The sequence below is a fragment of the Flavobacterium pygoscelis genome (genome assembly GCF_023162025.1).
GTDB classification, from domain to species: domain Bacteria; phylum Bacteroidota; class Bacteroidia; order Flavobacteriales; family Flavobacteriaceae; genus Flavobacterium; species Flavobacterium pygoscelis.
This window is the reverse complement of sequence record NZ_JALNUB010000002.1, coordinates 192,339-206,634: the sequence shown is the minus strand read 5'-3', so window position 1 is coordinate 206,634 and position 14,296 is coordinate 192,339. Positions and strand designations below refer to the sequence as shown.

Annotated in this window: 13 protein-coding genes; 2 read left to right on the top strand and 11 right to left on the bottom strand. The window is 31.9% G+C overall.

Annotation, left to right across the window (positions count from 1 at the left end):
- Positions 1-16: 16 nt before the first annotated feature.
- From MW871_RS03185 to MW871_RS03175, 3 genes are all read right to left on the bottom strand, one after another.
- The gene (locus MW871_RS03185; RefSeq protein ID WP_248427530.1) at positions 17-3,265 is read right to left on the bottom strand and encodes an efflux RND transporter permease subunit; all 3,249 of its coding nucleotides are present in this window, start codon (positions 3,263-3,265) and stop codon (positions 17-19) included.
- Between the two features lie 142 nt (positions 3,266-3,407).
- Positions 3,408-4,484, bottom strand: coding sequence for an efflux RND transporter periplasmic adaptor subunit (locus MW871_RS03180; protein ID WP_248427529.1), 1,077 nt, complete (start codon positions 4,482-4,484; stop codon positions 3,408-3,410).
- Positions 4,485-4,959: 475 nt separating this feature from the next.
- Positions 4,960-6,273: a TolC family protein gene (locus MW871_RS03175; protein WP_248427528.1), complete on the bottom strand. Its 1,314-nt coding sequence runs from the start codon at positions 6,271-6,273 to the stop codon at positions 4,960-4,962.
- A 247-nt stretch (positions 6,274-6,520) separates the two neighbouring features.
- Here MW871_RS03175 and MW871_RS03170 point away from each other — a divergent pair, with 247 nt between their 5' ends.
- Positions 6,521-7,081 carry a YeeE/YedE family protein gene (locus tag MW871_RS03170; RefSeq protein WP_188050418.1) on the top strand — a complete coding sequence of 187 codons (561 nt, stop codon included), beginning with the start codon at positions 6,521-6,523 and terminating at the stop codon, positions 7,079-7,081.
- A 43-nt stretch (positions 7,082-7,124) separates the two neighbouring features.
- Positions 7,125-7,541 (top strand): DUF6691 family protein, encoded by a 417-nt coding sequence (locus MW871_RS03165; protein WP_188050419.1) that lies wholly within the window; start codon positions 7,125-7,127, stop codon positions 7,539-7,541.
- 41 nt (positions 7,542-7,582) lie between these two features.
- On the opposite strand, the gene MW871_RS03160 is transcribed toward MW871_RS03165, so the two are convergent.
- From MW871_RS03160 to MW871_RS03125, 8 genes are all read right to left on the bottom strand, one after another.
- A complete protein-coding gene (locus MW871_RS03160; protein ID WP_248427527.1) occupies positions 7,583-8,266 on the bottom strand; it encodes a lysoplasmalogenase in 684 nt (227 codons plus the stop codon).
- A gap of 9 nt (positions 8,267-8,275) precedes the next feature.
- Entirely contained in the window at positions 8,276-9,547 is a 1,272-nt protein-coding gene (locus MW871_RS03155; protein ID WP_248427526.1) for a sterol desaturase family protein, read from the bottom strand.
- A gap of 95 nt (positions 9,548-9,642) precedes the next feature.
- Positions 9,643-9,918: an ATP-dependent Clp protease adaptor ClpS gene (locus MW871_RS03150; protein WP_210646290.1), complete on the bottom strand. Its 276-nt coding sequence runs from the start codon at positions 9,916-9,918 to the stop codon at positions 9,643-9,645.
- Positions 9,919-9,963: 45 nt separating this feature from the next.
- Entirely contained in the window at positions 9,964-10,797 is an 834-nt protein-coding gene (prmA, locus tag MW871_RS03145) for a 50S ribosomal protein L11 methyltransferase (RefSeq protein WP_248427525.1), read from the bottom strand.
- Between the two features lie 108 nt (positions 10,798-10,905).
- Positions 10,906-11,658, bottom strand: a complete 753-nt coding sequence (tpiA, locus tag MW871_RS03140) for a triose-phosphate isomerase (RefSeq protein ID WP_248427524.1) — start codon at positions 11,656-11,658, stop codon at positions 10,906-10,908.
- 52 nt (positions 11,659-11,710) lie between these two features.
- Complete coding sequence (locus tag MW871_RS03135; RefSeq protein WP_248427523.1) at positions 11,711-12,205, bottom strand: TlpA family protein disulfide reductase; 495 nt, start codon at positions 12,203-12,205, stop codon at positions 11,711-11,713.
- A 263-nt stretch (positions 12,206-12,468) separates the two neighbouring features.
- Positions 12,469-13,569 carry a BT_3928 family protein gene (locus tag MW871_RS03130; protein ID WP_248427522.1) on the bottom strand — a complete coding sequence of 367 codons (1,101 nt, stop codon included), beginning with the start codon at positions 13,567-13,569 and terminating at the stop codon, positions 12,469-12,471.
- Positions 13,570-13,709: 140 nt separating this feature from the next.
- Entirely contained in the window at positions 13,710-14,255 is a 546-nt protein-coding gene (locus tag MW871_RS03125) for a DUF1599 domain-containing protein (protein ID WP_188050427.1), read from the bottom strand.
- Positions 14,256-14,296: the final 41 nt, after the last annotated feature.

The following is a 14,296-nucleotide window of genomic DNA, read 5'->3' as shown; positions in this document are numbered from 1 at the left end:
GTTAATAAATGTTATTTTATAATTTAGTAGAAGACTCTGTTTCTGGCTCTCCAACTTTGGATTGGTTGGTGGACGATTCCCATTTTTTTCTCTCTGTGATATAATAAATTAATGGCACCACTAATAAGGTTAGAATAGTAGAAACAATAGCTCCAAACACTAACGAAATTGCCAATCCTTGAAACAATGGGTCAAACAATATGATCGATGCTCCAATAACTACTGCTCCAGTCGTTAGTAAAATAGGGGAGGTTCTTACCGCTCCAGCTTCTATAATCGCTTGTTTTAACGGAACGCCATCTTGCAATCTAATCTCGATAAAGTCAATCAGTAAAACCGAGTTTCGAACCATTACACCAGCTAAGGCAATCATCCCAATGAAAGAAGTAGCTGTAAAATAAGCACCTAACAACCAGTGCCCAAATACAATTCCAATCAGCGATAACGGAATGGCTAACATCATTACGATTGGCGTTTTAAAGTTTTGGAACCATCCTACGATTAACATATAGATGATAACAATCGCTACCATAAATGCAACTCCTAAATCACGGAACACTTCTAGTGTAATTTGCCATTCTCCATCCCATTTTACGGTAAAATTACTTTCATCCGTAGGTTGTTCCATGTACAATTCATCTACTTTATAGCCTTTTGGAACTTTCATTTTAGCTAGTTGGTCGCTCATTCCTAAAATGGCATAAACAGGACTTTCTAAAGCTCCAGCCATATCAGCTGTTACATAAACCACACGTTTTTGATCTTTTCTGTAAATGGTTTTTTGTAAAGTATCTGTTTTTACTTTTACTAAATCACTCACCGGAATCATGTTTCCTTGATTTCCTTTGATTTTTAAATTCTGAATGTCTTGTAAACTTGTTTTGTCTTTATCATCTAGAGAAAGAACGATTGCTACATTATCATTTGAATTTTCATCGTATAAGTTAGCAACAGGATATTCTTTTAGTAAATAGGTTAGATTGCCAACCACTTGTTGTGGAGCAATTCCGTTTAGCATTGCTTTTTCCTTATCTATTTCGAGTTTGTATTCCACTTGATTGTCCTCAACCATCCAATCGATATCAACGACATCAGAAGTGTTTTCTAAAATAGTTTTTACTTGTTTGGCTACTTTTATTTGCTCGTTATAATTAGGTCCGCCATAAATCTCAGCAACTAAAGTTGATAAAACCGGTGGTCCAGGTGGCACTTCAATCAGTTTCACATTCGCACCATATTTCTTAGCAATTTTCTGAACATCGGCACGCATGTCTCTAGCAATAGCATGACTTTGAATCGATCTCTCTTCTTTGTGTAATAAATTAACTTGAATATCCGCCATATTACTACCACCGCGCATGTCGTAATGACGCACTAATCCGTTAAACGTGATAGGAGCGGAGGTACCTATATAATTTTGATAATTAACTACCTCTGGTCTTGTTGATAGATATTGCGCAATTTCTTTAGTTACCGCTGTTGTGCGTTCTAGCGTAGTTCCCTCTGGCATATCAATTACTACTTGGAACTCATTTTTATTATCAAAAGGTAACATTTTTACCACCACCGATTTGGTGAAAAACATAAAAACGGAACCAATTAATAACAAAACCGTTACGGCTAATAGTATTCTTCTTTTGGAGCTACTTTCTAATAAAGGGCGTTCTAGTTTGTTGTATATTTTATAAATAAAGCTTGTTTCTAATCCTTCGGCTTCTTTATGTTCTTGCGTATCTTTTTCTTGAAGTAAATGATACCCTAAATAAGGTGTAACAGTCAAGGCAACAAACAGTGACAATATCATCGCAATCGAAGCTCCAATAGGCATCGGACTCATGTAAGGCCCCATCATTCCTGATACAAAAGCCATTGGTAAAATCGCTGCAATTACTGTAAAAGTGGCTAGTATTGTTGGATTTCCTACTTCATTAATCGCATAAATAGCTGCTTGTTTAAACGGCAGTCGCTTCATTTTGAAATGGCGGTGCATATTCTCGGCGATAATAATACTATCATCAACCACAATTCCCACCACAAAAACTAATGCAAAAAGTGTAATTCTATTTAACGTGTAATCCAATAAATAATAACTAAATAAAGTCAGTGCAAAGGTTAATGGAACAGAGAAAAATACCACTAATCCACCGCGCCATCCCATAGCCAGCATTACTAAAACGGTTACCGCAACAATCGCAATAAATAAGTGAAATAAAAGTTCGCCTACTTTATCCGAAGCTGTTTCTCCATAATTTCGAGTTACTTCAACGTGAACATCATTCGGAATTAAATCTTTCTTCAATAATTCCACTTTGTGAAGGATTTTCTCCGAAATTTTCATCGCATCAGCTCCTTTTACTTTTCCAATAGAAATAGTAACGGCAGGATATTCTGATTTTGCCGTTTTAAATTTTTCATTGGCTTTACCATATCCAAAAGAAACATAACTACGAGGTGTTTCTGGTCCATCTTGCACTTTAGCCACTTGCTTCAAATAGACAGGCATGTTTTTATTAATACCAACCACTAAGTTTTCTACATCTTCAGCATTCGATAAAAACTGTCCTGTAGTCACTAAATATTCTTGATCATTTTGAACAAAACCACCTGATTGAGAACTGCCGTTATTAGCCTGAATCATTTGCATAATTCCTAAAGCATCCACGCCATTTTCGGCCATTTTATCTTTATCTAAAACTACTTTTAGCGCACGATTACTTCCTCCAATTTCTTTTGTAATAGCTACATCTTTGATTTTCTCAATCTCCGAAGTTACTTCTTCAGCAATTTGTCGAATTTGAAAAGCATCTTCTTTTTCGCTCCATAAAGTAATTCCCAGCATCGGAACATCGTCAATCGAACGTGTTTTTACCATTGGTTTATACACTCCTTTTGGGAACATATCCTCATGTTTTGCTAATTCATCGTATAGTTTTACATACGAACGCTCCACATCTTGACCCACATAAAACTGTACAATAATCATGGCTTGGCCGTTCATAGCCATCGTGTGCACATGTTCTACACCTTTTATGTTAGATATAATTTTCTCTAATGGTTTTGCCACACGACTTTCTACCTCTGACGGACTTGCTCCCGGATAACCAACTAAAATGTCGGCCATTGGTACATTTATTTGAGGTTCTTCTTCCCTTGGAATCAAAAATGAACTGTAAACTCCAATAATCATCAAACCAATCATTAATAAAATGGTGAGTTTTGAATTCATGAAAAAACTGGCTATTTTACCTGAAATACCTTCTTGCATAATTTTTTATTTTATCCCCATAACCCCCAAAGGGGGAATTTATAGAGGTTAGTTACTTTAAAAAAGTTTTTTATACTATTATTCTCCCTTCCCTTTGGGAAGGGTTGGGGATGGGATCACTACTCTATTGAACACTTTTATTTTACTGAACACTGATAGTTGCTCCATTATACAATTTCCCATCTGCTGAAACGATATATTGTTCATTAGATGAAAGTCCAGACAAAACTTCAACTTGTTCGCCAAAGCTTTTCCCAACACGCAACCATCTTAATATGGCTACATTTCCAGTTCCAATAGTATAAATTCCAGTTAATTGTCCTTGTTTTACTAAAGCGGATTCTGGTACTAGTAGCACTTCACTTTTTGATGTGTTTGCTTTATTTGCAATTGGAAACTGAATATTGACAAACATTCCTGATAAAACAGTAGCGTCTGTTTTGTCTAAATCTACTTTTACTAAATATTGCCCTCCTGTATTAGTAGCCGAAATACTTACCTCGCTTACCTTTCCGTTTAATTTCTCATTCGATGACTTTACTAAAACGCTAACAGGCATTCCTTTTGTAATTGCCGCAATATCATTTTCAGAAACCATTGCCATTACTTGTAACTTAGAGGCACCTTCAACACTTACTAAAGGCATTCCTGGATTAGCCATATCACCTTGTTTGATAAATGTATTGGTAACCACGCCAGCAAATGGAGCTGTAATATTCGAGTAAGAAAACTGAGCCATCACTTCATTTCTCATTTGTTTTGCCCCTTCTAATCCTGCTTTTGCCATTTCGTAGCGTGCAGTCATATCATCTAATTCTTTTTGCGAAGCACTTTGAACTTTGAATAAATTCACAAAACGATCGTAATCTTTTTTAGCAGTATTAAAACCTGCAGTCGCTTGAAGAATACTCGCATCAACCTGCGCTTTTTTAGCTTGTAAATCGGTATTATTAATGCTTACTAGTAATTGTCCAACATTTACTTTTTGACCTACTTGTACGTGAAGTTTGGTTACATACCCCATCATTCTAGTACTTAAGTTGGCACTATTCTTAGCTTCAATTTTTCCGCTTGCAGTAACAAAAGGACTATTGTTGTTTTCAGAAACTCCGCTTACTTTTACAGCAATAGCAGGTTCTTTTGCAATTTCTTGTTTCTTTTCGCTGTTACAAGAAGCTAAAAGAATTACTGCTAATAAGGGTATAAATATCTTTTTCATAGTTTTGTTTTTATTGATTTCTGTCCTGCAAGGTTTTTTTTAACCTTGTAGGTATAATTTTGATTTATATTATTACGATCTACTAAATTTTTTAATACCTACAAGGTTTTGGAAACCTTGCAGGAATAAAAAGCGTCTAAGTAATTTTGCAATTGTAAATTTTTTTTTTATTTTCAATCCTGCAAGGTTTTTTTTAACCTTGTTGGTATAATTTTGATTTATATTATTACGATCTACTAAATTTTTTAATACCTACAAGGTTTTGGAAACCTTGCAGGAATAAAAAGCGTCTAAGTAATTTTGCAATTGTAAATTTTTTTTTATTTTCAATCCTGCAAGGTTTTTTTTAACCTTGTAGGTATAATTTTAATTTATATTATTACGATCTACTAAATTTTTTAATACCTACAAGGTTTTGGAAACCTTGCAGGAATAAAAAGCGTCTAAGTAATTTTGCAATTGAATTTTGATTTCTTTATTTCGTTAAAAAATGTAAATAATTTTGAGTAAAATTATATTCGAAAACTGCTTGCAAAAACTCCAATTCTTTTTGAAACATCAGTGTTTCTGATTGTAACAAGTCGGTTGTTTTTTCTAAACCTTGTGTAAAACGGTTGCTGCGAATGCGATAGGCTTCTTGCGATTGTTCTAAAGCTAGTTTAGAAAGGTTCACTTTGTTCTCTGCATCTTTCAACTGACGGTTGGTTTTGTTTAATTCCAATTGGCTTTTGGCCTTATATTGTTGCTTTTCAATCTCTGATTTTTGGAATTCTGCTTTTGCTTTTTCCATTTTGCCAATGGATTTATAACCGTCGAATAAACTCCAAGATAATTGTGCTCCAACTAAATATCCTTTAGCATTGGTACCAAACAAAGTATCATCGTACAATTCGTAACTTCCAAAAGCATTTAATCTTGGTAAGAAATTCATCTTACTAGATTGCAACATTTTGGCGTAAGCTTCGGATGATTTATCCATCGCTTGGATGTCTTTTCTATCGTTTGAAAGTGTCGTATTAATGCTTTCTAGTGCAATTACATTTTCTAATTCTTCAATTGGTTTATAGACTTTGTTCGTGTTGTCATCATTTAATAGGAAGGCTAAATAATCTGATGCGTTTTGCACATTACTTTTGGCATATTGCAACTGATTTTCAATTTCATTTACTCGCACCTGAACCGATAGTAAATCCGTTTTTTGTAGAATTCCTTGTTTGAAATAATTTTCTATCAGTTTCAAATTTGCATCGCCCGTTTTATTTGCTTTCTCTAAAACTTTAACTGCCTTATAACCTAATTTCAATTCCATGAAAGCTTTGTTAACTTCTAGTTCTAAATATTCTTTAGTGCGTTCTGTTTGCAAAGCGTAAGCATCCATTTTAGCCTTAGCTGCTTGTCTTCCGTAAATTCCGTCCACATTGATTATAGGCTGTAAAACCTCAAATTTGGTTGCGAAGTTTTTTGTTCGAGCAGGATTATTTAGCAAAGCAGGATTAAAATCAGAAGCTGTCAAAATTTCCTGATTCAGTTTAGAACCAAAAGCCATCAAAGGATTTGTAGTAGAAATTGCAGTATGTGAAGCTGAAACACTTGGCAAAAACAAAGAATTTGATTGTCTGTAATCTGCCTGTGCTGATTTAAAGTCTTGATTTGAAATCTTAATTTGTAAATTTTTATCGGAAGCTTTTAACCAAATATCTTTTTTAGAAATAGTCAAAGTGTCTTGACTAAATCCTACAGTAGAAATAGTAAGAATTCCTAAGAGCAGTATAAATTTTATATTCTTCATAATTATTGTATCAGATTTATGAAGCAAAGATAGATTGACAAAAAAGCTTGCACGGTAACATAAGTCACACACGCCATTTAAATCTACTAATTTTTAAAATATTGAATTTTAGTTGCTTTCATTTTCAATTTATTGAGAATGGCTAAATTTTAAAATGAACAATCAGTTTATACTGTCACTTTCATTACTTAACCGCTTCCTTTTATTGAAAATGCGCCTTATCTTTGTAAAAAAATAAAAATAAAATATGGAAGTAATTTTTCAAACGTGGCCGTGGTATTTTTCTGGATTTATAATAGGTATGATTATGATGTCGTTAATTTATTTTGGCAAAACATTCGGAATGTCTTCTAATTTAAGATCTCTATGCTCTATTGCAGGTTTGGGCAAAAGGGTTTCTTTTTTTGATTTTGATTGGAAAGCACAGCGCTGGAATTTAGTTGTAGTTTTAGGCGCAATGATAGGTGGTTTTGTAGCCGTGCATTATATGAGCGATCCTTCTAATGTGTCAATTAATCCAGAAACTATAAAACAATTATCAGAAATGGGAATTGATGCTCCTAACGGAAAATTAATGCCAGAAGCTCTTTTTGGAACTCAGATTTTACAATCGCCAAAAATTATTTTCATTCTTTTAATAGGGGGTTTATTAATAGGTTTTGGTTCACGTTATGCTGGAGGTTGCACTTCGGGTCATGCTATTCAAGGGTTAAGTAATTTGCAAATCCCTTCTCTTAAAGCAGTTATAGGTTTTTTTGTGGGTGGTTTAATCATGGTACATTTTTTATTACCATTAATTTTGAACTAATACGAACAACAAAAATTAATTTTTAAAAATTAAAATACAAAGAATGAAAAATATATTAAAATACTTAGTTGTCGGTTTTATTTTTGGAATCGTTCTAACTAAATCTGAAGCAGTTTCTTGGTATCGAATTTACGAAATGTTCCAATTTCAATCGTTTCACATGTACGGAATTATTTCGGTAGCCATTTTGACGGGAGTTATAGGAATTCAGCTAATTAAAAGAAACCAAATAAAAGATATTAAAGGAGAAGCAATTGTTATTCAAGATAAAGAAAAAGGATCCGCTCGTTATTGGATTGGCGGTATACTGTTTGGATTAGGTTGGGCGCTAGTTGGTTCTTGCCCAGGACCTATATTTATATTAATAGGGGCTGGTTTCTGGACGGTTTTTATTGTTCTTTTTGGTGCACTTTTAGGAACTTATCTTTACGGATTGCTAAAAAATAAATTGCCTCACTAAATCAATTAAAAATTATAGTATCATTATCAAAGCTGCATTTTCTAAGGAATTTGCAGCTTTTTTTTGTTTAGTTTTAAAATACCAATTACTATTAAATATTGTGCTGTTAAGTAAGTTGACATAATCAAAAAGGTACTGTATTGTATTGCTGCATAAAACTTATCAAAAGCCAGTATACTATCCGAAGCTACAAATATTATTGCTCCTATTAAAATATAAGTATTAGCAGGCTTATGCCAATTTAAAAATCCCTTTAATGCAAATAACAACATGATTGAAATGGTCATTGCATATACAAAAACAGGCAGTAGTAATTCACCAAGATTTGGCATCAGTAAAACCATCATTCCTATTAGATAAATTATTATTAATGTAATTCCTATCCAATAAATGGTTTTACTTTTTCTTAAATAGATTTTTAATTGCTTGTTAAATAATATAATATAAAAGATATGCGAAAATAAAAAAGCAATCAATCCTCCTATAAAATAGATTTCTCCTTTGGCTACAAAAAGTAATATAATATCGCCAATCCAAGATAATGTAAGTGCTATTAAAAGTGTTCTTTTACTAGAAAAGTTTTCTTGTAAATAAACAGCCGTTATTAAAAAAGGAAGTAGAAAAGGTTTTAAAAAGGCGGTAATATCTTCTCTACCCAAAAGAATTATAACCAAATAAATAAGGCTGAAGCCAATAAAACCAGTTAATACGTGATTACTTTTCATAGAATAAGTTTAAGGAGTTGTCACTGACAAAAGTTCTTTTTCAAAATTATTATTGTTAAAATATAATGTAACAACTAACGATAAAATGAGATAAGCGGCTATTAAATATGTAGCAAAAGGGAAAAGTTGATTTATACCAAACCAATCTCCAAAATAGAAGATTAATCCAATACCAAATAAAAACCTGATGCTTTCCCATAGCATAGAAATTTTTCTAGCATCCATCAATTCAGTATAACTGTAAACGCTTAAGAAAATAAACGCTCCATAAATGAATACATTTGGCAATCCTATTATTGCAATTGAGTTGTACATGTATGTTATAAGTAGTAAAGTAATTGCTGCTTGAAAAATAGACCAATACATCAATTTTTTAGAGTATATAGCTCCGTACTTTTCGAAATTATAGACATCTGTAATTTTTTTTACAGGATATTTAATTTCAAAATTTTCTGGTCGCCATCCTGTTGGTTTAAACCAAATAGTAAATTTGTCCTGCCACTTTTCTGCGCGCCAAGCATCAGTGATCAACAACCATAAATGCTGAAAATTAATCCGTATCGGATTCCAAGTTTGTGCAGGTCTTGTAATGCCAAAAACAGGAGGAACACTTTCTAATTCTTCTTGAAAAGTACCAAATAATTTATCCCAAATTATAAATATTTGCGAATGGTTCTTGTCTAAATATTCTGGATTTATGGCATGATGTACTCTGTGATGAGAAGGGGAAACGAGTATTTCTTCTAGAAATCCAATTTTTTTAATGTGTTTGGTGTGATACCAAAACTGCAAAAACAAATGTATAGGAATAGTGATTGCAATAACTTTTGCGGGAACGCCAATAAGTGCTGCTGGTATTAATAAAAAGGTAAATAGATTGACAAAACTTGAAACAGTTTGGCGCAAAGCACAAGCCAGATCAAATTCTTCACTACTGTGATGAATGGCGTGTTTGTTCCATAAAAAATTTATTTGGTGAGATAAACGATGACTCCAATAACCATAAAAATCGATAACGATAAAACCGATAACATACGTTAATGTGTTTGCTTCTAAATGAAATAAAGCAATTTTAGAAACCATCCAATCATAGGATACTAATGTAACGCTAATTCCCAATACATCTTTTACAGAATTGACCATTCCGGAGCTTACACTCGAAACAGAATCCATATTTGGAGAAGTATTTTCTCCTTTGTAATGTCCGTATAATTTTTCAATTATAATTAAAATTAAAAAAATGGGCATTACATAAACTAGAATTTTACCATATTCTTCCATAAAAAAAACACTTTCATTTATCCAAATATAGGATAAAAGAGAGTGTCTTTAAATTATTTACAATAAATTTTTTCTAAAATAGAATTTACTGTTATTTAAATTATTTCAGCATTAAGTCCTGCTGCTAATAATTGAGTGCATTGTAATTTTAACTTTTCGTAAGCACCTGTTTTAACAGTACACTTTCCATTATAATGTATGATTAGCGAACATTGTTCCGCTTGTTCGGGAGCGTGTTCACAAACACGCATCAAAGTTTCAATAACATGATCAAAAGTATTTACATCATCGTTGTAAACTACTATTTCATTATCTAAATGTACTGATTCTTTTAGACTTACTCTTTCTCTTACTTTTTCTTTAGTACTCATTTTGTAGGTTTTTGTACTTTCGTAATTAATAAAATAATACCAACACTAATTTACGTATTTTAAAGATACCCAATTGTTTCTTTCTAATTTTTTAACATAAGTTAACCCTTTCTCTTTGCAAGAAGAATCTATAAATGAAATGTCTTCATTATAAAAACCGCTTAAAAGTAAAGTTCCACCCGGATTTAAACTATCTACATAACTTTGCATATCATTCAACAAAATATTACGGTTAATATTTGCAATGATCAAATCGTATTTTTTATCTGTAAGTAATGCTGCTTCTCCTTCATAAACCGTAATGTGCTTGCAATTATTACGTTCTGCATTCTCGATAGAGTTTAAGTAACACCAGTTGTCGATATCAATAGCATCGATAGGTTTTGCTCCTTTCATCTCTGCTAATATGGCTAAAATAGCTGTTCCACAACCCATATCTAGCGTTTTCATTCCGGTAACATCCATTTCTAATAAATGTTGAATCATCATGTGAGTCGTTTCATGATGTCCGGTTCCAAAACTCATTTTTGGTTCAATTACAATATCAAATTCGGCATCTGTTTTTGGATGAAATGGAGCGCGAACATGGCAGTTTCCATCTACATCTATCGCTTCAAAATTCTTTTCCCATTCTTCATTCCAGTTCACTTGTTCGATTTCTTCAAAAGTATAATCAATAGTAAATTCGTCTGATTGTAAAATGTGAATATCATCAAGAATCATTTCGTCCCATAAATCCTTTTGTACAAAAGCAGAAATTCCTTTTTCTGTTTCGGTAAAGCTTTCAAATGCTTTTTCGCCCAACTGAGCTATTAATATTTCTGAACCCAATTCTTTAGGTTCAATAGTAAAATGATATCCTATATATATGTTTGACATGTTTAATTTTTTTGCAAAGGTAGCATTCTATTTCAATTCAATAATGAAAACAAAAAAAAAGAGGCTTGAATACTTTCAAACCTCTTTTTGCAACTTATTTTTTAACTTTTATATTGCGTTTACGATAGCTACAAAATCGTCAGCATTTAGTGCTGCACCACCAATAAGGCCTCCGTCAACATCTGGTTTAGAAAAAATTTCTTTTGCATTATTTGGTTTCACACTTCCACCATAAAGTATAGATACTGTATCGGCAATGTCAGCTCCAAAAGCATTTCGAACCGTCTGTCTAATAAATTCGTGCATTTCCTGCGCTTGCTCTGGCGAAGCAGTTTCTCCCGTTCCTATTGCCCAAACTGGCTCGTATGCCAAAACAATATTTTCCCAATCTTTGGCTTCAATATGAAAAATTCCATCTTTTAGCTGATTTTCAACAATATTAAAATGGTTTTTAGTTTGGCGATCTTTTAATTCCTCTCCAAAGCAAAAAATAACCGTCATATCATGTTCTAAAGCAGTGTCTACTTTATTAGCAATTAAAGCATCTGTCTCATGAAAAATAGCTCTGCGTTCAGAATGACCAAGAATTACAGTGTTTACACCAACACTCTTTAACATATCAGCAGAGATTTCTCCAGTAAAAGCCCCAGATTCTGCTTGGTGAACATTTTGTGCAGCCACATCAATATTAGTAAATTCTAAATGATCTACAGCTGAAGCTAAATTTATAAAAGTAGGAGCAACCAATACTTTTACAGTAGTGTCTGTAGGTATTTTAGCTATTAACTCATTCAATAAATCTTCGGTTTGCTCAGCATTTTTGTGCATTTTCCAGTTTCCTGCAACAATCTTCTTTCTCATATTAATTATCTTAATAATTTAATAGTTTGCTTTTATGGTTGTTTAAAAAAAATTATTTCAATTTTTCTAGAGTCTCATTAATTTTATCAAAATCAGTTTCAATAGCTCTGTAAAGAACAATTTTTCCTTTTTTATCAACGATTATATATCTCGGTATCCAATCTACGTCTAGTGCTTTTGCAAAAACACCTTTCATTTGATCGTTTGCCATAAAATGATCTCCTTTAATTTCGTGTTTTTCAATTCCATTTTTCCATTGCTCTGCAGTTTTATCCATTGAAAGGAATAAGTAAGCAACATCAGGATTTTTAGATTGTAATTCTTTTATTTTTGGCATTGCTTTGACACAATCACCACACCAAGAAGCCCATACTTCGATTACTAATGTTTTTCCTTTATATTTTTTTAAAATATTTTTAAAAGCAACTTGACTTCCATCAGTTGCTAAAAGAGTTTCTGATAAAGCTTCTTTTGCAAATTCTGTTTTTTGAGCTTTAGAACAAGAAAATGTTGCAAAAGCAATTAAGGCTAATATTGTTTTTTTCATTTCAGGTTGTTTTTAACAAATTTAAACAAACATTCTGAACCTTTCACACACAATATGAATTTTTTGAAACTTTCAAACCCTTACGATTCAAGTAATATCGTTATAGTTAATAAGTAAATGGATTTGTTTTTAAAAAAACATGGTTTTAATTTCTAAAATTAAAAGGTTTTGGAATAGTGTTTAATTAAAAAAAGGATATGAATTACTGCCACTCCAAAAGAGTTATTGTAATTCATATCCTAAAATTATAAAGTGATCGTTTGTTATAATTTTAAATCGCTAAGATCATTATGATGCGCCTTTTGAGTAACTGTTCCTTTATCAAGAATAACAATACTAGGATTCGATCTCTCAATTGTTTTTAAGGTAATAGCATCACAAAAATAGAAATCAAACGTTAGTCCAAATTGTTTTTTTACAGCATCAATTTCTTCTGGAGTAGAGGCTGTCATTCCCGCTACTTTATATCCTTTTGCCTTTGCTTCAAGATATAGTTTTTCCATTTTGGCCATGCCACCTTTATCTGCGTTTACCAAGTCATAAGCAACGATTAGCATTGTTTTTGGTGATTCTAAAAACTCGTCTTTATAATCTGTATCATTTTTTTCCATCGTAAAATCGTGAATAGGCGGAACATAACCTTCTGTAATTATTTTATCTTTACGGTCAACAAATACAGCTCCTTCTGGGATGTTTGCCAAATCTTTTTCGGTATATTCTTTATCAACTCCATTTACCTTGTAGATAAAAATCATTTCAACTACTGATTTTTCTGCATTGTCAGGAATACGCATTCCTTTTTGGATATTATTTCCGACTTTGAATGGTCTAAAATCAATTAGTGGTAAATGATTTAAAACTAAAATTCCCATAAATGAACATAAAAAGATACTAACGTAAATAATTATATTTTGAATACTATTCTTAAATAATGGTCTAATAAGTGTTTTATTGAAAAATAAAATTAAAATAAAGAAAAGTAATACGATATCTTTTGTAAAAGATTGCCAAGGCGTAAGTTTTAAAGCATCTCCAAAACATCCACAGTCTTTTACAACATTAAAGTAAGCAGAATAAAAGGTAAGGAAAGTAAACATTACTATTAAAATTAGTAAACTCCAAATTGTAAATTTAGTTTTGTAACCAATGAGTAACATAATTCCCAGAACAACTTCAAGAATCACTAAAAATAAAGCAATTCCCAATGATAAGGGAACCAGAAAAGGCATGTTGAAAACAGGTTCACTAAAATATTCGGCTAATTTATAAGAGAATCCTAATGGATCATTTAGTTTTATTAATCCAGAAATTATAAATAGAATTCCAACAAATATTCTGGAAAATTGAGTAATTATATTTTTCATTATTTTTTATATTTTTATTTTATTGCTAATTATTTTATGATTTGTTACAAACTATAAAAGACAAAAATTTTAAATTTTTACGTACTTACTATTTATGTTTTCTTGTAAATAAAATAGAGTAATTTTTATAAATTAAAATCTTACTTGTTTCCAAAACCCATTAATATCAAAGCAAAAATCGAATAGTTAATCATGTCTTGGTAATTTGCATCGATTCCTTCAGACACTAATGTTTTTCCTTTGTTATCTTCAATTTGTTTAACGCGAAGTAATTTTTGAAGAATTAAATCAGTTAATGAACTCACGCGCATTTCGCGCCAGGCTTCACCATAATCATGATTTTTATTCTGCATTAATTCTTTCGTGATTGCTACTTTTGAATCGTATAATTGAGTGGCTCTTTCAACAGTTAAATCTGGTTGGTCCGCAACTCCTAATTCAAGTTGAATCAACGCCATTATAGAATAATTGATAATCCCGATGAACTCACCTGTTTCATCTTCATCCACTTTGCGCACTTCATTTTCTTGTAAACTTCTAATTCGTTGTGCTTTGATATAGATTTGGTCAGTTAGTGAAGGCAGTCTTAAAATACGCCAAGCACATCCATAATCTTTCATTTTGTTAATAAACAATGTACGACAAGTACCAATTACAGTGTCATATTCCTTTGAAGTATTCTTCATTATTGATGTATATTTGTATTCAAATTTCTTCAAAAATAGCA